The 19,860-nt window shown below is 68.6% G+C and carries 23 protein-coding genes, 4 tRNA genes and 1 pseudogene; 7 read left to right on the top strand and 21 right to left on the bottom strand.

Translation table 11 applies throughout. The annotated features are described in order from the left end of the window. Positions 1-30: 30 nt before the first annotated feature. The 6 genes from KME79_RS01960 to KME79_RS01935 all read right to left on the bottom strand — a co-directional run bounded on the left by KME79_RS01960 (position 31) and on the right by KME79_RS01935 (position 6,242). Positions 31-1,335, bottom strand: a complete 1,305-nt coding sequence (locus KME79_RS01960) for a recombination directionality factor (protein WP_219543036.1) — start codon at positions 1,333-1,335, stop codon at positions 31-33. Continuing rightward, complete coding sequence (locus KME79_RS01955; RefSeq protein WP_219543035.1) at positions 1,335-2,141, bottom strand: hypothetical protein; 807 nt, start codon at positions 2,139-2,141, stop codon at positions 1,335-1,337. The genes KME79_RS01960 and KME79_RS01955 overlap by 1 nt, the downstream gene beginning before the upstream one ends. Positions 2,142-2,251: 110 nt before the next feature. Beyond that, positions 2,252-2,680, bottom strand: coding sequence for a hypothetical protein (locus tag KME79_RS01950; protein ID WP_219543034.1), 429 nt, complete (start codon positions 2,678-2,680; stop codon positions 2,252-2,254). A gap of 92 nt (positions 2,681-2,772) precedes the next feature. Further along, positions 2,773-3,906 (bottom strand): DUF932 domain-containing protein, encoded by a 1,134-nt coding sequence (locus tag KME79_RS01945; RefSeq protein ID WP_219543033.1) that lies wholly within the window; start codon positions 3,904-3,906, stop codon positions 2,773-2,775. A gap of 91 nt (positions 3,907-3,997) precedes the next feature. Next, positions 3,998-4,546, bottom strand: a complete 549-nt coding sequence (locus KME79_RS01940; RefSeq protein ID WP_219543032.1) for a hypothetical protein — start codon at positions 4,544-4,546, stop codon at positions 3,998-4,000. Between the two features lie 106 nt (positions 4,547-4,652). Next, the gene (locus KME79_RS01935; protein WP_219543031.1) at positions 4,653-6,242 is read right to left on the bottom strand and encodes a ParB/RepB/Spo0J family partition protein; all 1,590 of its coding nucleotides are present in this window, start codon (positions 6,240-6,242) and stop codon (positions 4,653-4,655) included. A gap of 77 nt (positions 6,243-6,319) precedes the next feature. Here KME79_RS01935 and KME79_RS47350 point away from each other — a divergent pair. Beyond that, positions 6,320-7,096: pseudogene (locus KME79_RS47350) on the top strand (tyrosine-type recombinase/integrase); the annotation flags it as partial. A gap of 218 nt (positions 7,097-7,314) precedes the next feature. On the opposite strand, the gene KME79_RS01925 reads toward KME79_RS47350, so the two are convergent. Beyond that, positions 7,315-7,390: transfer RNA gene (locus tag KME79_RS01925), tRNA-Lys, on the bottom strand. Between the two features lie 49 nt (positions 7,391-7,439). Beyond that, on the bottom strand, positions 7,440-8,594 hold the full coding sequence (locus KME79_RS01920; RefSeq protein ID WP_219543030.1) for an acyl-CoA dehydrogenase family protein: 1,155 nt from the start codon (positions 8,592-8,594) through the stop codon (positions 7,440-7,442). 93 nt (positions 8,595-8,687) lie between these two features. Here KME79_RS01920 and KME79_RS01915 point away from each other — a divergent pair, with 93 nt between their 5' ends. After that, positions 8,688-8,987, top strand: a complete 300-nt coding sequence (locus KME79_RS01915) for a PspC domain-containing protein (RefSeq protein ID WP_148035278.1) — start codon at positions 8,688-8,690, stop codon at positions 8,985-8,987. Here KME79_RS01915 and KME79_RS01910 read toward each other — a convergent pair whose 3' ends face one another. Together KME79_RS01910 and KME79_RS01905 are read right to left on the bottom strand one after the other, a co-directional pair. Next, on the bottom strand, positions 8,988-10,262 hold the full coding sequence (locus tag KME79_RS01910; RefSeq protein WP_219543029.1) for an MFS transporter: 1,275 nt from the start codon (positions 10,260-10,262) through the stop codon (positions 8,988-8,990). A gap of 109 nt (positions 10,263-10,371) precedes the next feature. Next, entirely contained in the window at positions 10,372-10,722 is a 351-nt protein-coding gene (locus tag KME79_RS01905; RefSeq protein WP_246639066.1) for a metallopeptidase family protein, read from the bottom strand. A gap of 48 nt (positions 10,723-10,770) precedes the next feature. On the opposite strand from KME79_RS01905, the gene KME79_RS01900 reads away from it, so the two are divergent. The 4 genes from KME79_RS01900 (at position 10,771) to KME79_RS01885 (ending at position 12,629) form a co-directional block, all read left to right on the top strand. Further along, the gene (locus KME79_RS01900) at positions 10,771-12,315 is read left to right on the top strand and encodes a metallophosphoesterase family protein (protein ID WP_308248747.1); all 1,545 of its coding nucleotides are present in this window, start codon (positions 10,771-10,773) and stop codon (positions 12,313-12,315) included. Beyond that, positions 12,316-12,388 (top strand) — tRNA-Glu (locus KME79_RS01895). An 87-nt stretch (positions 12,389-12,475) separates the two neighbouring features. Beyond that, positions 12,476-12,550: transfer RNA gene (locus KME79_RS01890), tRNA-Asp, on the top strand. A gap of 5 nt (positions 12,551-12,555) precedes the next feature. Further along, positions 12,556-12,629: transfer RNA gene (locus KME79_RS01885), tRNA-Phe, on the top strand. Between the two features lie 84 nt (positions 12,630-12,713). Here KME79_RS01885 and KME79_RS01880 read toward each other — a convergent pair. The 9 genes from KME79_RS01880 to KME79_RS01845 form a co-directional block, all read right to left on the bottom strand. Beyond that, positions 12,714-13,322, bottom strand: coding sequence for a hypothetical protein (locus tag KME79_RS01880; protein ID WP_219543026.1), 609 nt, complete (start codon positions 13,320-13,322; stop codon positions 12,714-12,716). Between the two features lie 87 nt (positions 13,323-13,409). Then, entirely contained in the window at positions 13,410-14,681 is a 1,272-nt protein-coding gene (locus tag KME79_RS01875) for a tyrosine-type recombinase/integrase (protein WP_219543025.1), read from the bottom strand. Further along, the gene (locus KME79_RS01870; protein WP_148035283.1) at positions 14,678-14,857 is read right to left on the bottom strand and encodes a helix-turn-helix domain-containing protein; all 180 of its coding nucleotides are present in this window, start codon (positions 14,855-14,857) and stop codon (positions 14,678-14,680) included. The genes KME79_RS01875 and KME79_RS01870 overlap by 4 nt, the downstream gene beginning before the upstream one ends. Continuing rightward, the gene (locus KME79_RS01865; protein ID WP_219543075.1) at positions 14,850-16,205 is read right to left on the bottom strand and encodes a replication initiator; all 1,356 of its coding nucleotides are present in this window, start codon (positions 16,203-16,205) and stop codon (positions 14,850-14,852) included. Before KME79_RS01865 ends, KME79_RS01870 begins: the two co-directional genes overlap by 8 nt. A 134-nt stretch (positions 16,206-16,339) precedes the next feature. Then, complete coding sequence (locus KME79_RS46085) at positions 16,340-16,462, bottom strand: hypothetical protein (protein WP_281429241.1); 123 nt, start codon at positions 16,460-16,462, stop codon at positions 16,340-16,342. Between the two features lie 2 nt (positions 16,463-16,464). Further along, positions 16,465-16,626, bottom strand: a complete 162-nt coding sequence (locus tag KME79_RS01860; RefSeq protein WP_219543024.1) for a hypothetical protein — start codon at positions 16,624-16,626, stop codon at positions 16,465-16,467. 20 nt (positions 16,627-16,646) lie between these two features. Continuing rightward, positions 16,647-17,303 carry a DUF2637 domain-containing protein gene (locus tag KME79_RS01855; RefSeq protein ID WP_219543023.1) on the bottom strand — a complete coding sequence of 219 codons (657 nt, stop codon included), beginning with the start codon at positions 17,301-17,303 and terminating at the stop codon, positions 16,647-16,649. A gap of 30 nt (positions 17,304-17,333) precedes the next feature. Further along, on the bottom strand, positions 17,334-18,656 hold the full coding sequence (locus KME79_RS01850) for an FtsK/SpoIIIE domain-containing protein (RefSeq protein WP_219543022.1): 1,323 nt from the start codon (positions 18,654-18,656) through the stop codon (positions 17,334-17,336). Then, a complete protein-coding gene (locus KME79_RS01845) occupies positions 18,649-18,978 on the bottom strand; it encodes an SCO3933 family regulatory protein (protein WP_219543021.1) in 330 nt (109 codons plus the stop codon). The genes KME79_RS01850 and KME79_RS01845 overlap by 8 nt, the downstream gene beginning before the upstream one ends. Before the next feature lie 110 nt (positions 18,979-19,088). Here KME79_RS01845 and KME79_RS01840 point away from each other — a divergent pair, with 110 nt between their 5' ends. Continuing rightward, entirely contained in the window at positions 19,089-19,475 is a 387-nt protein-coding gene (locus tag KME79_RS01840; RefSeq protein ID WP_219543020.1) for a GntR family transcriptional regulator, read from the top strand. Here the strand turns inward: KME79_RS01840 and KME79_RS01835 are convergent. Then, a complete protein-coding gene (locus KME79_RS01835; RefSeq protein WP_219543019.1) occupies positions 19,435-19,626 on the bottom strand; it encodes a hypothetical protein in 192 nt (63 codons plus the stop codon). The two genes, KME79_RS01840 and KME79_RS01835, sit on opposite strands and share 41 nt — an antisense overlap. Beyond that, on the bottom strand, positions 19,623-19,832 hold the full coding sequence (locus KME79_RS01830) for a hypothetical protein (protein WP_219543018.1): 210 nt from the start codon (positions 19,830-19,832) through the stop codon (positions 19,623-19,625). The genes KME79_RS01835 and KME79_RS01830 overlap by 4 nt, the downstream gene beginning before the upstream one ends. Positions 19,833-19,860 lie beyond the last annotated feature (28 nt).

Genomic DNA, 19,860 nt, shown 5'->3' with positions numbered 1-19,860 from the left:
GGTGGCGGAGTTGCGGCACGAGGTCAGTGGTCATGGTGCTTCCTTTCGCAGTACGTAGTCCTGCGGCCGGTCGGCCGCTGGATGGGGTAGCTGGTGGTCGTCGACGAGGTCGGCGTCGACGACCTCGTGGTCCTGTTCGCCGGCGAGTTGCCGGTGCAGAATAGTGGCGAAGGCCTGCAGTTGATCGGGGGTGGCGCGTCGCATGGTGGTGCCGGTCCTTGCGTCGAAGGCGGCGTGCAGGTCCGTGGTGCCACCTGGCCACAGCTGGAGGATCTGGTGACGCAGCCACTCGGCATGAGCGGGTGAAGCGGGGTTCTGAACGGGTTCTGGGGACTCGCTGCTCTCAGCCGGGAGATGTTCCATGGAAGGTGCCTCGGGAGGCATGGCGTCTTCGGCAGGTTCCCGGTGGGTAGCGGAGGTCTGGTGATGGCGGGCGCTCAGTGCGGCGCTGAGGGTGTTGAGCACGGTCCGCAGCTCAGGGGTGAGGTGGCCGGCCTGGAGCGCCTGGTTCCAGATGGCGCGTACTCGTTCGGGAGTGGTCGCGGCTGAGGCCAGCGCGAGGTAGTCCGGCGTGGTCTGGCGGACCGGGTCGTTTCCACTGTCTGGGGCTCCGGGCGTATGGGTGGTGCGGCCGCGGGGCAGCTCGGGCACGTTGCGCTGGGCCAGCTCCGAGCGCGGAGGCACGGTGCCGGTCATCAGCTGGCGTGGGGAGATGCCCTCCACACGCAGCCGCGGCACCGGGAAAGTAACCGGCTTGCCATCCTTCAGTGTGCGGGCTTCGGCGACGAGCAGGATGGCGTCGATGTAGTCGCCGGCCCGCTCTATGAAGGCGGCCCGATCCGGCAGGTCCTCGGCGGCGTTGAGGCCGGCGCTGACCAACAGCCAGGTGCCCAGGCTGGGCACGTCCTGCAGCAGCACCGACAGCCGGGTCTTGACCGTGCACCGCAGCCGCCCCTCCGCCTTGCACAGGCACGGCCGCCCGGACTTCTGCTCGATGGTCTCGCCATCGCAGCGGCGTTCGCAGTACGGGCCGTCCCAGTACTCCATCCACTGCGTGACCGAGTGCGGCGGCAACAGCACGGGGATCTCGTCGGCGCCGGTGGTGACCTGCCATTTGTCCATGCCGCGGGTCATCTCGGTGACGGTGCCGCCGTACAGTTCGGCGGCGGCTTCGATCAGCGGGCGGGACGGGGAGGTGAAGCGGAAGGTCGACAGCTTGCGCGGGCGCACGCCGCGCTCGGTGGGGACGCTGTCGCCGATGCGGATGTGGCCGTCGGGCCAGTAGGCGCGCTGCTGGCGTTTCATCCGTTCGAACACGCGGGGGTGGATCGGCATCAGGCGTCCTTCCTGGTCGGGGGTTGGATGGGCTTGCGGCCGCGCAGGTCGGTGCGGTGCAGGTACGCCGCGACCGGCTGCAGGCCGCTGAAGCCGTAGCGGTCGGTGCGCAGGTTGAGCACCGCGGCGCCGGCGAAGTCCGGTACGGGGAACTCGTGGCTGGTGTCGTGGCCCTCGCTGGCCCCGTACCGGCAGTGCGGCGGGCACGCCAGCGCCACCGTCGCCTGGCGCAGCGCGGCCAGTTGCAGCGGGAAGTCGTCCCACACGGTGGAGGCGGGGTGCTTGAGGCTGGTCTTGATGTCGACCAGCCACAGTCCGGACGGGGTGGGCAGCGGATCGGCCGGGGCCGAGCGCGGCCGGAACCGGGGCACCAGGGGCGAGGCCGGGGATGGAAAACGCAGGTTGACCCACAGGTCGCTGGTGCCGGCGTAGCCGAGCCGGCGGTTGAGCATGGTGCATTCGGCGACGACCAGGTCGGAGGCCAGGTCGATGCCGAAGTCGGTCAGCCATTGCCGGTAGCTGTCGACGAACGGTTCGGCCTCGGGGTCGGGCGCGATCGGCGCTTGCAGGTTGAGGGCTTCGGCCTGGCGGTGGACGCGGCTGCCGAGCAGCATCCGCCGTTCCCACTCCTCGGCGTACGCGGCCTTGGCCCGTTGGACGAACGCCTCCAGATCGGCGGGGTCGGCGGCGGCGCGCAGGGCCTCGGGCAGGTGTTCGGCGAACCATTCGGCGGTGTATTTGGCGGCTGCCGGTGCCAGGGCGTGTTTGGCGAGCTGGCTGAGCACGTTGGTGACCGAGATGAGCATGGCGCCGGTGGCCGGGTCGGCGTAGTAGCGGCCGTGGGCGGTGGCGACGGCGCGTGTGCCGGGTCGTGACCGGCCTCGCGCGGCGCCCGCGTGTGGAGAGCCGCGCTCATCTACCTCTCCCCCACCGGGGGCGTGGTGTCGGCTGGTTGCGTGGGCGGCGGGCCGTGCAGCAGTTGCCCGTCGACGATGACGCGCAGCTGCCGGCCGGCGCGGGGGTCGCGGGTGTGCAGCTCGACCAGGATGCCGCCGTCCAGCGACTGGCGGACGTAGCCGGTGACCTGGTTGGCCTGGATTCGGGCGATCGGCCAGCCGGTGACGGCGTCTTCGATCATGTCGGTGGTGATGGTCTCGACGTCGACGATGCTGCGGCCGGTGGCGGCGATGATGGCGCTGATGTCGGACAGGGTGTCGGGCCCCCAGTTGCCGTAGGCGGCCAGGAGGGTGCGGTAGATGTCCTCGATCGCTTGGGCATCGGTGATGAGCGCGTGGGCGCGCGGCACCGGCAGCGGATACGGGCCGGGCAGATCAGACAGGCACACCACAGTGCCTCCAATCAGGGAAGTACGGGAGAAAGACCGCGACCCCCGGTCCGGGAGAGGAAGGCGGACCGGAGGCCGCGGGGTTCGAGGGGTCAAACGCCGGCGGCCAGGTGCAGCACGCGCAGCGCCTGGCCTTCCATCTCGTGTGCGGTGTCGGCGTCGGGCAGGGTCCGGGCGACGCTGGTGACGGCGTGCATGACGCCGCCGGCGCTCAGGTCGCCGCCCTGGATGAAATGGGACAAGATCTGCCGCTGCTGCTCTTCTGAGTAGGAGAGCTTCTTGGCCACCAGCTCGATCGTCGCGGCGGGGTCGGCGATGCGGGCGCCGGACAGGCGGGTCATCTGCTCCAGCTTGGCGCGGACATAGTCGAGGTCCAGGAAGGTGGTGATGGCGTCGCGGGTCTGGGCGGTGATCAGGGCCAGGTTCTTGTCGCGGGTGTCGGCGCTCCAGCGCACCACGCCCTCGTCCATGCGTCCGCCGAGGTGGACGTGCCGGGCGGCGTCGGCGTTGATGGTCATGCCGTTGTGGCAGACCTGGACCAGCAGGCGGGGCACGATGGTGAACGCGCCTTCGCCGACCTCGCTGTTGGTGATGACGAATCCGGCGAACACCACCGGGTTGTCAGCGCCGCTCTGGCCGGTGAACGGGCTGCGGTAGTCGCGCAGCAGGTCCGGGGCCAGGGCGCGGATCTGCTCGCAGACGACGCGGACGTACATGCGCCGCTCGGTCAGGTCGCAGCCGTCGATCTGGACCTGCGCCCCGCTCTGGCGTACCCCGTCCAGGGCGGCCAGCAGGACGTCGAGGTTGTCGATGATGCGGTAGCTGTCGGACAGGAACGCCCGGGCGATGCCGTGCTCGCCGCCCGCGCGCATGCCGCGCAGCAGGAACCGCCGGTCGGCGTCGGCGAGCCAGCCGTTGACGTTGGCGTCGTACAGGTCGGGCTTGCGCTCGCGCAGGCGGCGCAGGTACGGCAGCGGGATGCCGAGCTTGCTGGCCAGGCCCTGGTCGCACACGCCGGTCGGGGTGTAGAGGCCGGCGACGGTGGTGACGCCGCGTTCCGACAGCAGTGGCGGGCCACTGAGGCGCAGGCGGGTGTGTTCGGCGCGGATCTGGTCGCTGTGGACCACGACGTCGACCTTGTGATCCTGCTGATGGCGCAGCAAGTCGACGAGGTCTTCCAGGGCCGCGTTGCGGGTGGTCAACGCCAGAGCGGAGGCGGAACTCATCGGGACGACTCCCTAGAAACAAGGTGGCGGAAAGAGAAGGTCCCGGCCGCCTTACGGGCGGCCGGGACCGATGAGGTGAAAGGGCACGGGGTTACAGGGTGGTGAGGAATTCGTCGTCGCTCGGCAACTGGTCGAATCGCCACCCCGCGACCAGGGCCACCGGAAAGTGATCGTCGGGGTGAGGCTGGGTGACGAAGCGGCCGCGGTTGTGCGGGGCGGCCTGCTTGCCCCGGTACACCTCGAAGACTGTGGTGTCGAGGTCGATGAGGTAGCCCCACTCGCAGTCGGAGGCCTCGACGGGGTAGGAGGAGGCGTCCTCGATGACGCCCGCGCGCAGCATGGCGTCGGGGTCGCCCTGGGTTTGCCAGAGCAGTTCCATCCAGAACGTGACCCCGCGAGGTGAGGCGTGCGGGTCGGCGTGCTCGGCCAGCCGTTCGATGTCGTGCACGGTCGGTCGGCTGCCGGGGTCGACGACCCGCAGTGCGGTGACGCGCTCGCGCAGCGCCTGCGGGGTCTTCATGGTGATGCGCAGCCACGACAGGACGATCAGGCCGACTCCGGTCGGGCCGGAATCGTGGTGGTTGTAGGCGATCTTCTCGGTCCGGTCGACGACGAAACCGACGAATCCGCGACTAGCCATAATCACCGGCTCTCTGCGTGTGATGTCAGATCAGGTCTGGTCAGAGGGAACGAGAACGCGAGGCCGAGCCGTAGCTGCGACCGGCGGACGTTCGGCGGGATGAATGTCAGGCCGCCTGGGCGTCCTGCGTGAGGCCGTCCGCCTCCGAGGCGGCGTCGGCGTTCTCATCGCCGGCGACGTCGTTTTCCTGAGCGGAAGCGACCGGGTCAGCGTCGGCGGGGGTGTCACCGAGGTAGGGCGTGCCGTCGATCAGGGCCTGCTCGATCGGCGCCGGCGCGTACGCCTTGTCCCCCAGCTCCGGCCCCAGCTCGTTGACCAGGAACCGCAGCCAGACGGCGGCGTCCGCGGTCGAGCAGGGGCTGTAGCGGCCTTCGCGCCAGGCGTTCTTGCACTCGGCCGAGGCCACGCTCATCTGGTACTCCCACGCCACCGCGATCGGCAGCAGTTGCAGCATCGCCAACCGGCCGGAGGCGGCGGTGGCCAGCGCCGCGTCCAGGTCGGCGGGCCCGCCGAGCTTGCCGTACAGCGTGGACAGCGAGGCCGAGCCGAGCTTGTCGCGCACCGGCGCCGGCATGTCGTTGAGAATCCGGGTGACGAACCGGGCGACCGGCTTGGGCGCGCTCTTGCGGGCCAGGAATGTAGCCAGCCACTCCTGGCGAACCGTGGCGGCCGCCATCCATGCCCGGTTGCCCTCGATGACGATCTTGCGGGAGGGGCCGTCCTCCTGCGGCTTGGCGGGCCGCGGGAACGTGATGGTCGGCGGCGGGGTGTAGCCGTGCTGCTCGGGCACGCTGCAGTACAGCTCTGGCCGATCGGGGCGCAAGCTGGGGAAGAACGCCCCATGGCCGGGGCAGTCGGCGTGCTGGTCGGGGTCGAAACCCACCACGGTGGCTGACAGCCGGCTGAGCCGGACGGCGCCGGCCGGTTCGTCCTCGGTCACCGAGATGCCCGCGGCTTCCAGCTCGGCCCGCGCTTGGGCGTGCGCGGCCGCTTCCTGACGGTCGCGGCGTACCCGCTCGATGGCGTGTCGGCCGGTGTGCCCCCAGCGGGTGATGAGCGCATCGATCTGGGCCAGCGCCTCGGGGTCTGCGTCGAACTCCTGCAGCAGCGCGAGCTCGTCCAGCGTCCAGTCGTACTCCATGACCTGAGCCGTGCGGCGGGTCTGCTCTGACAGCTTGCCCGCGGCGATGGCCTGGGAGACCTCCTCGCGGGTGCGGCCGGTGCGCCGGCGGATCTCGGTACGGGAAGCGCCGAGCTGGTGGGCCTTGAACAGGGCGCGGGACTGCTCGAACGGGGTGAGCCCGATGCGGAAGTCGTCGTCGTTTTCCACGACTTGGTCCACGAGCAGGCTCGCCTGGTCGTCGCCCTTGGTCAGGTCGATCAGGCACAGCAGCTTCGGCAGCTTGATCGTGATGGCGCCTTCCAGGCGGCGGTTGCCCTTGACCACCCACCAGCGGTGCTCTTGTTCTCCTTCGCCGCGCTGGTAGTCGTCCGGGATGGGGATGACCGTCACCGGGACCTGCAGCTCGGCCTTGAGGGAGGCGCAGAACTCCTGGGTGATGTGGTAGTCCTCCCGCACGTTGTCGGGAAAGTGGCCGAGCTGGCGCACGGGGATCCGCGCCAGGCGGAAGTCCTTGGGCGCTTCGAGGTCCGCGTCGGGGTCGGTTGGTGGGTGGGCTTCCGATGTGATGGACATGAAAACGGTGGCTCCCATCGAGGCTGAGGTACGAGAAGGGGTCGGACGCCCCCGCTGTCCGGGCCTCGGTGCGAGGCATGAGAGTCACCGGGCCTGCGACGAAGATCCGTATCCGAGCGACCCTGAGCACGGTGTTGAGCGAGGCCGTGCGGCAGGAGGTCATCAGCGTGAACAATGCCAAAGCGATCAAGCTTGACCCGGCGAAGCGGCCCAAGGCCTTGGTCTGGACCGCGCAGCGCGTAGCCGTATTCAACGAGAAGTTCGGCACGAAGCTCGACGACGTTCGGACCCAGAAGGGCGGTAAGAAGGTCAGCGCCGTACGGATTTGGGAGGCGGCCGAGCTACGGCCACCACCAGTTATGGTGTGGACGCCAGTCCAGCTCGGGAAATTTCTCGATCATGCCTACCAGCACCGGCTGTACGCCCTCTTCCACTTGATCGCGTTCCGGGGCTTGCGCCGAGGTGAGGCATGCGGAGCCAAGTGGGAGTTCCTCGACGTCGCGGAGCGCACCCTCGCTGTGGAGAAGCAGCTCGTACAGATCGGATGGGACTTCGAGGAGGGCGACCCCAAGACCGAGGCCACCGACGGCGTGACGGCCCTGGATACGGGCACGGTGGCGGTGCTGGAGGAGCATCGGGCGCGACAGCACGCCGAGCGCCTGGAGTGGGGTGAGGCGTGGCAGGACACGGGCCGGATCTTCACCCACGAGGACGGCTCGGAGCTGCATCCGGCATGGGTCAGCGAACAGTTCTCGATCCTGGCGTACGAAGCGGGGGTGCCGCCGATCCGGTTGCACGACCTCCGCCACTGCGCCGCGACGTTGGCGTACGCGGCCGGCGCCGACACCAAAATGGTCTCCACGATGCTGCGGCACAGCTCGACCTCGATCACGGAAGACACCTACACGACAGTGCTGCCGGAGCTTGCGCACGAGATGGCCGAAGCACTCGTGGCGATCGTTCCCAGAGAAGCGTCCGGAACTGGCGGTCTCCCCTCGGTCTCCCAAGAGGGCTCAGGCGGCCCTGTGGATTCCAGAACGGAGGCAAAGGCCCAGGTCAGAAGGGGAAAAAGTGGTAGGGCGCCCGGGGCTCGAACCCGGAACCTACGGATTAAAAGTCCGCAGCTCTGCCAATTGAGCTAACGCCCCCTAGCAACAGCCAAGCGTACCGAGGTTACCGCCAACCCCGCGACGCCCTTTACCGGTATGCCGCCAGCCCCGTCAGCGCCTCGCCCAGCACCAGGGTGTGGATCTCCTGGGTCCCCTCGTACGTGAGCACACTCTCCAGGTTGTTCATGTGCCTGATCACAGGGTACTCCAGCGTGATCCCGTTGCCGCCGAGAATGGACCGGGCCTGCCGGGCGATGTCCAGGGCGGAGCGCACGTTGGCCATCTTGCCGAAGCTGATCTGCCGGGCTTCAAGCTCACCCGCGTCCTTCAGGGCGCCCAGGTGCAGCGCGGTCAGCCCTGCCTGGGCCAGCCCCACGTACATCCACGCCAGCTTCTCCTGGGTCAGCTGGAAGGCGCCGATCGGCTTGCCGAACTGGACGCGGGTCTGGGCGTACTCGACGGCCGCCTCGACGCAGGCCCGCGCGGCGCCCACCGCCCCCCACAGGATCCCGAAGCGCGCCTCGGACAGGCACGACAACGGCCCTTTCAGCCCGCCGACCCCGGGCAGCACGGCCGACTCGGGCAGGCGCACGTCGTCGAAGTAGAGCGATGACGTGACCGATGCCCTGAGGGACAGCTTCTTGTGGATCTCAGGGGCGGAGAAGCCCGGGGTGTCGGTGGGGACGACGAAGCCGCGGACGCCGTCGTCAGTCTGCGCCCACACCACCGCGACGTCCGCGACGGATCCGTTCGTGATCCACATCTTGGAGCCGTTGAGCACCCAGTCGGAGCCGTCGCGCTTGGCGTACGTGCGCATGCTCGCGGGGTCGGATCCGTGGTCGGGCTCGGTCAGTCCGAAGCACCCGATCGCCTCACCGGCGGACATCCGCGGCAGCCATTCCGATTTCTGCTCGTCCGACCCGTACCGCCAGATGGGGAACATGGCCAGCGAGCCCTGCACCGACACGAACGACCGCAGCCCCGAGTCGCCGGCCTCCAGCTCGCGGCAGGCCACCCCGTACGAGGTCGCGTCCGTGCCGGCGCAGCCGTAGCCCTGCAGGTGCATGCCGAGCAGGCCGAGCGAGCCGAGTTCGGGCGCGAGCTCGCGCGCCGGGAACGTGGCCTCCTCGAACCAGTCGCCGACGTGCGGCAGGACGCGGTCGGCGACGAAGGAGCGGACGGTGTCGCGGATCAGCCTCTGGTCACCGTCGAGGCGGTCGTCCAGGCGCAGCAGATCGTCCATGACGTGCTCCTCTCCTCGTTATAGGGGGCTACCAGGGTTCTACCAGGGGCAATCCTGATGTGCGAATGCCAGGGTTGAGGGCAGTCTTGAGTCATGAGCGAATATCACAGCAGCAAGCAGTTGCGCAGGACCCACAAGGGCCGGATCCTCGGCGGCGTCTGCTCCGGCGTCGGCGAGTACGTCGGCATCGACCCCAACATCATCCGCATCGGCCTGGCGATCGTCACGCTCTTCGGCGGCCTCGGCATCGGCGTCTACGCGATCGGCTGGCTGCTCCTGCCCGAGGAGGGCAAGGACACCTCGATCGTGCAGGACCTGCTGGCCAAGCAGCAGCAGAAGAGCAGCAGCACCGGCAGCCCCTGGACCGAGGACGACCACAAGCCGCGGCAGTGATCAGACAGTGGCCTGCGCGCGCATCCTGGCGCCGCGCGCGTCGGCCCAGATCACGGTCAGCACGACGGCGGCCGTGAGGCCGGTGATGCCCGACAGGGCGACCACCGGCTCGGGGCCGAGCCGTTCGGCGGCGTAACCGCCGATCAGGATGGCGATCCCCTGCACCGCCATCAGGCCGGAATGCACCAGGCCGAACGCCTGCCCGCGCTGGCCGTCGGGCACCCGCTGGACGAACGCCGCGTTCGCCGCGAGCTGGTAGGCACCCCCGACCCCGGATAGAAACCATGCCGCCAGCACCACCTCCAACGGCGGCCGCATCGCGGTCACGACGAGGGGCGCGCAGCTCAGCATGGCCAGCCACCCCATCAGCCGCAGCCTGCCCGGCGGCGAGACGAACCGGCTGAACAGGAACGCGCCCACCACGGTGCCGGCCGGCATCGCCGCCATCAGCAGACCGGTGATCACCGGGACGGGCATGACGCCGGTGTAGAGCGCGACCGCGTACGGCACCGCGATGCCTTCGGGCAGCACGTAGAAGCCGCACAGCCAGGCGAAGAGCACGAGCGTGCGCAGCTTGCGGTCACCGAAGACGAGTCTGGCTCCGGCTCTGGTCATCGCCCACATGGACGGCCTGGCTCCGGGACGGCCCGGAGCGGGCCGCCGCCGCACGCCGGTGACCAGGATCAGCGCCGACGCCAGGAAGGTGGCGGCGTTCAGGGCCAGGGCGCGGTACGGGCCCATGGCGGCGATCATCGCGCCGCCCGCGGCGAAGCCGAGCATCTGCACGGCCTGGTTCGTCATGTTCTGCAATGCCGAGCCGACCACGTACCGGTCGCCTGCGAGCACCTCGGGCAGCACGGCCGCGCGCGCGGCCGAGAACGGCGCGCTGAGCAGCACGACGAGGAACACCAGCGCGCACAGCACAGGGAAGGGCATGAACGGCAGCGCCATCACGCACACCAGCCCGGCCCGCAGCAGGTCGCAGACCAGCATCACGCCCCGGCGCGCGAACCGGTCGGCCAGCCCTGCGAGCAGCGGCCCGCCCAGGATCGACGGCAGGTAGGTGAGCGCGTAGACGGCGGCGGTGGCCAGCGCCGACTTGGTGCGGTCGTAGACGAGCACGGCCAGCGCCACCTGAGCGAGCTGGTCACCGAGCAGCGACAGGCCCTGTGCGTACCAGAGCGCTCTGAACTCTTTGACGGCGATGACCTCGCCATAGGTGGCCTGGCGCTCAGTGGATCGCCTGTGCCGCCCCGTCAGCCGTCGCGCCCGCATGGCCCCCACTGGACTCCGCTGTGCCTGACTCACAGTGTTGAATATGTCACCTAAGGTGCCCGATCAATCGGCAACGTGCAACCCAAAGCAGCGCGTCCTGTGCAAAGAGTTACCAGCCCAGCTCGTGCAGGCGGGCGTCGTCGATGCCGAAGTGGTGGCCGATCTCGTGAACCACCGTGATCCGTACTTCCTCGATCACTTGCTCTTCGGTGTCACAGATCTGACAGATCGGATTGCGGTAGATCTCGATCCGGTCGGGCAAAACGGCTGAGTACCAGTCGCCGCGCTCGGTGAGAGGAATGCCGGTGTACAGGCCTAGCAGGTGGGGTTCTGGTGGATCGTCGACGACGGTCACGACGACGTTGCTCATGACCCGGGTCAGGTCGGGCGGGATCGTGTCCAGCGCCTCGGACACGAGCTCATCGAACCTCTCCGGCGAAACCTCGATCACAATTGTCATTCTGCCTCTCGGCTCGGGTATCCAAGAAAGCGTATGAACTTCTCGGACGTGCTCAAAAAGGTCATCCAGTCGAGAGTGACCAAGGCTGCGGCGGTGCTCCTGGTGGCCGCGGCCGGCGCCTGGCTGGGCATTTTCCTGAGCGGCACCGTACGAGCGCAGATCGGCCCGGTCGAGACCGGCATGACCGTCCGGCCGTCGTGGACCGGCGAGACGATCGTGGACGCCAGCCCGCTGGGCACGCTCACGTTCCGCAGCCACGACGCGCCCCTGACGCTCCGCATCACCCTGGAGAACATCGACCAGGAGCGCGCCCGCCTCCTCCTGGAGGACCCCAGGCTGACCGACCGGCTGCCCGGCATCATCGAACGCGACCTGATGGACGGCGTGGGCGAGCTCGCGATCCGCTCACTGCTGTGCGCGGGCGCCGGCGCGCTGCTCGCGGTCCTGATGGTGTTCAGGCGCCCGCTGGTGGCCCTGGCGGGCCTGATCGCGGCGTCGGTGGCCCTGGCCGGCACGGGGATGTTCGCGGTCCGTACGTTCCAGCCGAGCTCGCTCGTCGAGCCCCGCTACTCCGGCCTGATCGCCGCCGCGCCCTCCCTGGTGGGCAGCGCGGAGGCCATCGTGACCAGGTTCGAGTCGTACCGCGCGCAGCTCACCAAGCTTGTGACGAATGTCTCAAAGCTGTACGAAGCCGTCTCGACCCTTCCTCTGTACGACGCCGACGACCGGTCCATCCGGGTCCTGCACGTCTCCGACATCCACATCAATCCGATCGCCTGGAACGTGATCCGCTCCCTGAAGGACCAGTTCTCCGTCGACCTGATCATCGACACCGGCGACATCTCCGACCACGGCACGCAGGCGGAGAACAAGTTCGTCGAGGAGATCGGCACCCTAGGTGTCCCCTACGTGTTCGTCCGCGGCAACCACGACTCCAAGGCCACCCAGCGCGCGGTCGCGAAACAGAAGAACGCCATCGTCCTCGACGACAAGATGCGCAACGTGGAGGGCCTGGACATCTACGGCCTCGGCGACCCCCGCTTCACCCCCGACAAGACCACCGCGGTCAACCCGGACCCCGCCTCGATGGAACAGTTCGGCCGCGACCACCGGGCCGCCGTCGAGGACGCCGACCTCGTGGCCGTGCACGACGACATCGTCGCCCGCGGCTTCTCCGGCACCACCCCGCTCGTCCTGTCCGGCCACGCCCACGTCCGCAAGACCACCATGCTGCCCACCGGCACCCGCGTCATCGTCCAGGGCTCCACGGGCGGCGCCGGCCTGCGCGCACTCGAACACGAGGAACCCACCCCCGTCCAGGCCTCCGTCCTGTACTTCGACAAGGAGACGAAACGCCTGCAGGCCTGGGACGACATCACCCTCGGCGGCCTCGGCGAGCAATCGGTGTACGTCCAACGTCACGTGGAACCCGACCCGGCACGTACAATCTCCCCAGAGCCAACGAGCGCCCCGTCGCCATCGGGAACGGTCGACGGCCCGACCACGCCGGCCAACGGAATGCCGCTTTGGCATGAGGGGCGATCGTCCCCTATGCTTCAGAGGTCTCCGACGGAAGGCGACAGGGAATCCTGAGCCCCCATCGTCTAGCGGCCTAGGACACCGCCCTTTCAAGGCGGCGGCACGGGTTCGAATCCCGTTGGGGGCACTGCGAGCGCGAAGCGCACCGCGAAACGGATGGTCTGAGGCCACCGGGGAGCTGGTAAGCTAAGCGAGCGCAAAACGAACGAAGCAAGGTCCTGTAGAGCAGTTTGGAGTGCTCGCCACCCTGTCAAGGTGGAGGTCGCGGGTTCAAGTCCCGTCAGGACCGCTCTAGGTCAGGTAGCTCAGTTGGCACGAGCGTCCGCCTGAAAAGCGGAAGGTCGGCGGTTCGACCCCGCCCCTGACCACCTCAACTGACCAGCCAAGATGCCCCGGACGGATCACCGTTCGGGGCTTTTTGATCTCTGGTGACAGCAACAGTGACAGCAACGTCAGTCACTGCACTCTGGGATCTCGGGCGTCGGCAGATGCGGCACAGGGACGATAGCATCGTCCGGAAGCCACCCATCAGACGGCGAGATCACGTCGTACCAACGGTTTTGCCCGGGCAGGTCCACATAGCAACGGACGTGGACCTCCCGGCCACCCGGTATGGGTGAGTACGCAAAGCGATCAAGGGACTCTCCCGGCCCGATGGCGGGGCGCCAAACACCTGTATCTGGGCCGGTCGCGATGAGTCGGAAGATTTCATCTTTGTTGGCGTCATCGAACCATTGTTGGTAAGCAACTGAGCCGAGCGGGATGAGCAGAGAACAACCTAGGGCTAGCCAGAGCGCGTTCACCTTCTGCCGCAGGGTTCGAGTGCTGACCGTGCGCGTGATGAGAGCGACGACTGCTGCAATGACGAAGCACAGCATGAACATCCAGAACGGTGGGATGTCGACCAGCCCTACGACGGCCATTACGCCAGCGGCAAGAACTCCGATGCCGAAGACGACACCATCCTTGTGAGTCCAGAGTGCTGACGAACGTCGTTGCGCTCGCTGAGCCGGTTGTGCTACTTGCTGTGCGCCTTGGGCGGGTTCCCCTGTCTCCGTCATCTCGTTGCGACTCCTCAAGGTGTCACAAGACGTGAGGATGCCCCGACAGCATCGCCGGGGCATCCGTAACGGTCAATAGGCTGCCGACTATTCGAGTGCATCCCCGAGTCTGCGTAGCGCAGCACGCTTGTCGTCCAGGGAGGCATGGGCGTAGATGGTCATGGTGACCTCGATGTCGCTGTGACCGACGATGTCCCGGACGACCTGGGGTGGTACGCCGAGGTTGAGCAGGAGCGTCACACAGGTGTGGCGAAGGTCGTGGAACCTCATCTCGCCGAGGTCGGCGGCCTTGCGGATGGCTCCCCAGCTTCGCCGTAGGTTGTCCGGCTCCAGTGGGGTGCCACAGCGCGAGGGGAAGACGAGACCGTGCTCCGTCCACTCCTCCCAGCGGTCCGAGCGTTCGGCGAACTGCTTCCTCCGGTGCTCCCGCAGGGCCTCTACGCAGATGGGCGGCAGCGGGACAGTCCGCTCCGAGTCGGAGGTCTTCGGGCGGACGAACTGGAGGCGGCCCGCGACCCGCTGGAGGCTCTGGACCACTTCCAGCTTGCCGGCCTCAAGGTCGACGTCCACCCAGCGGAGCCCGAGGAGCTCCCCACGGCGCAGGCCGAGGCAGAGCGCCAAAACATACAGCGCGTAGAGCCGGTGATCCCGAGCAGCCTTGAGAACGGCACGAGCCTGCGGGACAGTCAGGCCACGATTGACCTTGTACTTGGGCACCGGGACCTTGACGAGCTTGGCGACGTTGCGAGCGATGATTTCCTCTCGTACGGCGCACTCCAGGGCGTTCCGAAGGACTGCATGGATGGACTGAACCATGCGCGTGGACAAGCGGGAATCGCAGCACTGACCGCCCTTGAGCGCACAGCACACCGGCTTCTCGCGGGAAGCGTCCCAGCCGTTCCTGCAGCACTGGCACTCGGAGCGGACGCGGTTGATGAAGAGGCGGACGTCCTGGGCGTTGAGCTTGCCCAGGCGCTTCTTACCCAGGCCGGGAATGAGGTGGAGCCGGACGACGCCCTCGTACCCCTGGTAGGTCTTGGGGCGCCGCTCTTGGCTGACGATGTTCTTCAGCCAGTAGTTCAGGAAGTCGGCCAGCGTCCAGTTCTCCGAGGAGACGGGGATACCCTCGTCGGCCTGGCGGAGAAGTTCGGTCAGCTTCTTCCGGGCGTCCTCATGCGTCCGTGCCGAACCCTGAACACGCTTCACGGTTCCGGCGGTGGTCTGGACGAAGGCCGCGTACCCATAGCGGCCATCCTTGCGGGGCCAGATGCTTCCCTCACCGTTGGAGCGCTTGCGGATGCGGCGGCCGGTCCGACGCTTCGGCTCTTCCTCTGGGGTGCCGAGCATGGTCTTCGTCATCGCGCCACCTCCACGAGGGTCCTGATGCAGTCGGCCAGGGCGTCAGCCGGAACGAGGCGGCGACGGCCGATCTTGATGGTCTGGAGCTGGTTGGAGCGGATGAGGGTGTAGAGGGTCCACCGGCTGACCCGGAGGCGCTGGGCGGCCTCATCGACGGTGAGCACTAGGTCATCCATGAGGACCGGCCTCCAGGTCCGTCGACCCGGTAAGGCTCGTGCCAGTCAGGGCAGCGACGAGGAGTTGGTCTCCCAGGGAATGGCCCTTGCCCGCGTACTCCCATGTGCTGATCACCAGGACGGTGTCCTCCTCGAAGAGGGGCAGGCGGCCGGTGGTGATCTCGTTGTCGCGGGCGTGTTGTTCGCGGGCTGCTCGGAGTTCGCCGAGAGTGGTGGAGTAGCGGCGGGAGCGGGTGGAGAAGTGGCCGCGGAATCCGAGCATGTGCGCCCACTCGGTAAGCCGCAGCTCCGCCAGTTCGGGCACGGTGCCCAGGTGTAGGGCGGTGGTGATGAGGCGGCGGGCGTGGTCGCGCAGGTTGAAGGCGTCCAGAGTGTCGAGGGGGTTGATGCGGCGATCGAGGGTGCCGACGCATTCGGCGGCCTTGGTGGCGTACTTGGCGATGTAACCGGCAACAGCTTGTTCGGTGAGATCGCCGTTCAGGGTGATGGGCCGGATGTCGAGCTGGGTACCCCAGCGCAGGACGCGTTCGGGTTGGTCGTCGTGAGCGGGTGCGGTGGCTGAGACCGCACGGGCGGCGTGCTGGACGGCCGGGGTGAGGGCGTCGGCGGTGGCCCAGGCCGGTGGCGGTGTGGTGGGTCCGTCCGGGCCGTCGAGGCGGATGACTGCGTGGAAGTGGACGACGCCGCGCCGCTGGTATTCGGCGACCTTGGCGAAGGAGAGGGTCAGGTGGTGGCGTAGGTCCTTGAGGGCCAGGCCGCCGGCCTTGGCGAGGGCGCGGCGGAGGGAGTCGGCGAAGCGCTTCCACAGCAGCGGCGCCAGGGCGTTGAACAGCACCGAGCCGTCATAGTCGTAGCAGTCGGGGCACAGCGGTTCGCCGAGGCGCGGGTCATCTTTGCTGTGCCGCTCGGTGCAGGACATCACCCGCCCGTGCGGGCAGGTCTCGGCGTCGCGGCGGGCGTGGCAGGGCTGCACTTTGCCGCTGTGCTCTCGGCGGGCGTGGACGGTGCCGAAGGACGGGGCGGTCAGGGTGACGAACAGCGTCGGGTGGCTCTTGACGGTCTCGGGGACGCCCTTGCCGCCAATGAGGCCCGCGCGGATGAGTTGGTAGGTATCGGCGCGGTAGACCTCCGCGCAGGCCGGGCAGCGGGAGGCGCGGCGGGTCTTGCACGGAACTCGCAGGACGCCGTCAGGTTCGGTGCGGGTGGTGTAGCGGTGGAGCAGTGCTCCGGTGGCGCGGTCGTAGTGTTCGACCTTGCCACGGAGGTGGATGGGCTGGCGGCAGCCGCCGGTGTGGCGGATCTGGGATGCCCAGCGGTCGTAGTCGTCGCGGTTGAGGCGCTTGATCATGCCGGTGATGGCGTGCGCGTTGGCATGGGTTGCGGGCAAGATGGAGACCTCCTCTCACTCGTTCGGGTGATGGGGATGGCCCCCGACCTGGCGTGTGTCTTGGCGGATGTACGGCCAGGCCGGGGGCGCTGCGCTTATGCGCCGTGGTTGTCGATGCCGGTGCCGTCGCAGTCGGCGCACCGGTCGCCTTCGGAGTGCAGGCCGGTGCCGCCGCAGGTGCAGCAGCGGTAGCGGATCACCGTCAGGTCATCGGGCATGGTCACCTCCTTTCGCTCGGGCGGGTGGTGAGGTAGACGCGCCAGTGGTGCGGGTGGGCGCGGTCGGGGTAGGCGCGGGAGACGGCGTAGACGGTGAAGTGCAGGCGCAGGCGGAACAGGGCGTCGACGATTTCGGCTCGGGTGCCGTCGATGCGGATGCGCATGGCTGTGGGGTCCTTTCTGGTCAGGCGGTGCGCACGGTGCGCAGCAGGTCTGAGGCGAGCTGGTTGGACACGCCCAGGTGGGCGCGGAGCGCGTCGCGGGTGATCGGTCGGCCGTGCTTGGCGTGGTGATCGTCGGCGACGCGGCGGGCGAAGTCGACCAGGGCGGGGGCGAGACCGCCGTCCCGGTCGGGCTGGGCCTCGTCCTGGTCCGGGCCGTCGTGCGGGACGAGGCGCGGGAGCGGGGAGGGAGCCAGGACGGGCGCGGATGAGACCGCCGGGACGGCGGACGGCTCCGGCCGGGTGGCGCGGCGTTCCAGCATCGAGACGGCGATGAGGAAGGCGGCGGCCGGGGTGGCGGCGGTGATCCAGCCCCACACGGTCGGCTTGGCTTGGGCGAGGTTGGCCGCCAGGGACAAGATGATGCCGCCGGTCAGGACGAGGACGGGCCAGGTGACGCGGCCCCGCTGGCTGCTGCCGGTCTTCTTGTCGCGCTGGCGTTCGCGGGCGGCCATGACGCAGGTCAGGTCGATGCAGACGGCGACGGCCCAGGCCATCCAGCCGGTCTGGCCGTGCTCGGTGGCGGTGTCGCGGATGTGGGTGAACGATCCGGCACCCGCGATGGCGGCCAGGATGAGGACCGGGCCGGTGTCGAGCAGCCAGCAGGCCAAGCGTCGCATCGTTCCTCCCTTCATGAGTTCAGGCGGGCTTCAGGCGGTGATGGGTTCGGGCAGGTGGGCGGTGATCTCGTCCCAGGCCGGGGTGAGGTGGGCGTGGGTGTGGGCGGCGTGTTCGGCGGCCTGCTCGGTGACGTAGAAGGAGCGTGCGCGGTACCACTGGCCGTCTTGTGAGGCGACGATCGCGACGCCCGGCGTCTCGGAGGCGATGGCGCGGGCGGAGACGAGGGCGGCCGGGTCGAGGTCGCCGAGGGTCATGGTCGCGGTCTCTGGGTCGTTGACCCGGTGGCAGATCCGGCCGGAGCACTGCGCGCGGAGGGCGGTCACCCCAGGTCCGAGGTCGGAGCCGATCCGTTGGCCGCAGCAGAACAGGTAGAGGCCGAAGGCCCGCCCGAGCTGCGCAACCCTCAGGAGCGCGGTAGAGGTCTTGGCGATCTCGTCCTTCTCGCTCTTGTCAGCCATCAGGTACAGCTCGGCCAGCTCGTCGACCAGGACCACGACCGGGACGGGGCGGATAGCGGGCGGCAGTTGCCAGATGTTGCGGGCACCGGCCTGACGGCACAGCCCCATCCGGTCGATCATCAACCCGACCAGGTCACCCAGCAGGTCGACGGACTCGGCGCGGGAGGTGGCCAGGGCCGACAGGCGTGGAGCGTAGGGGGTGAACTCGACGCCGCCCTTGAGGTCGAAGCCGACCAGCGCCACTGGTTGCGGCGCGAGGCCGACGATGAGCGCGTTGGCGAGGTTCGACTTGCCGGACTGGGTCGCACCCGCGTTGAGCCAGTGCGGGACCGTACGGAAGTCGATCACCCACGGCTGTCCGGTCTCCAAGCGGCCCACGGTGACCTTCAGCAGTTGCGGGGAGGCCGGGAGGTCGTTGACCTTGACCAGCGGGTCGCGAATGGTCGCCATCAGCACCACGCGGCCGGGCCGGGGCGAGGACACCCGAACGGCATGCACGCCCCAGGAATGCGCCAGGCGTTCGGCGGCGTCGGCGTAGTCGCCGGGAGTCTGGCCTTCCAGGGTGTGCAAGGTGACGCGCCAGCCGTGCCGGGTCGGCTTGGGCAGCCACATGAACGGTTTGGTGTCGACGGCGACCCGCTGGAACCGGCGGCGGACCTTCACCAGTCCGGTGGAGGCGATCGCGCCGGGCACGGTGGTGAACCACCAGCGTTGCCGCTTCTTGGTCAGCCCACAGCCGAGCGCCACCCGCCGCCACGAGGCGCGGACGGACAGGGCGACGAGCGGGAAGCCAAGGGCGAGCCAGAAGGAGGGGTAGTGCAAGCGGCGCCAGGCCCAGAGCCCGGCCGCGACGGCGGCCAGGACTCCGAGTGCCCACCAGTGCTGGTCAGACATCGGCGGCCTCCCGCACGGGGAGCAGGGCGGTGGCGCGGTAGGCGATGCCCCACCGGCCGGCGATCTCCCAGACGTAGCCGAGCAGGCCGACCGCGTTGACCTGGTCGCCCACGCCGATGGGCGGTTCGCCGGTGATGCCGATCTTGACGAGTTCGATCCGGCCGAACTCGTCTTCGACGGAGACGGTGACTTCGTAGACGGTGTTGCCGTTCTTGTCGGTCTTGATCTCGCCGGTGTCGCGGTTGAGCACCCTCGGGCGGGGGGCTTTGACGCAGGTGATGGCGAGTTTGCTGACATCCACGGGGATCGGGACGGAACGCATGGGTGGTGACCTCCTCTTTCATCGTGAGCAACATAGTTGACCTAGTTGGCTCGGTTGTCAATGTTCCCTCGGTTGGCCAGGTCGAACATTCGTGGTGAGATAGAAGGGCGATGGTCAAAAACACCGGGCAGCCCGCCTACCTCCAGATCGCCGACGACCTGCGCGCGCAGATCCGCGGCGGGTCCCTTGCGCCCGGAACCCCGCTGCCGTCCACCACTCGCCTTGCCGAGCAGTACGGCGCGTCCCTGTCGGTGGTGAAGCTCGCCGTCGGGGTCTTGCGTACTGAGGGCCTGGTGATCGGCCAGCAGGGCAAGGGCGTGTTCGTCCGCGACGCCGATGAACTCCCACCGCCGGCGAAGGCCGGCGACGTCGCCGAGGTTTCTGAGGAGGTGGCCGAGCTGCGCGCCACCGTCCAGGACCTGTCGAAGCGGTTGGCGAAGGTCGAAGAGCAGTTGGCTACGTCCACGACACGCCGCCCCGGACGTAGCAGCCGGTAACCCGCCGCGCCAGCGCCGCCGAAGCCCCATCCGGGCTCTGCCGCAGGCTCAGCCGCTTGTCCTCACGGCGGATGCCGACCAGCACCGCCACGTACCCGACCAGCAGCGCGACGCCGATGACTCCGGCGATGATCAGCGGGATCATGGTCATGACCAGATCACCCCCGCCGAGGCCAGGCCACGCGGAGCGCGCGGGGGACGACGGGTCTCCTCGCGCCGGGCGGTATGCCGGGTGCGCTTGGCCGCCTGCTTCTTGATCCACCGCTCCCGTGCGTGGCACTTGCGGCACCGGCTCTGGCCCTCGTCCAGGTGTGCGCCGCAGGCGCAGATGGGCTCGGGATAGATCTCGTGACTCATTCCGATCGCCTCCTTCTCGGTTGTGGTT

The organism is Nonomuraea harbinensis, assembly GCF_019396385.1.
Lineage (GTDB): Bacteria > Actinomycetota > Actinomycetes > Streptosporangiales > Streptosporangiaceae > Nonomuraea > Nonomuraea ferruginea.
Note: the sequence above shows the minus strand (reverse complement) of the source record. Positions and strands in the feature narration are given on the sequence as shown.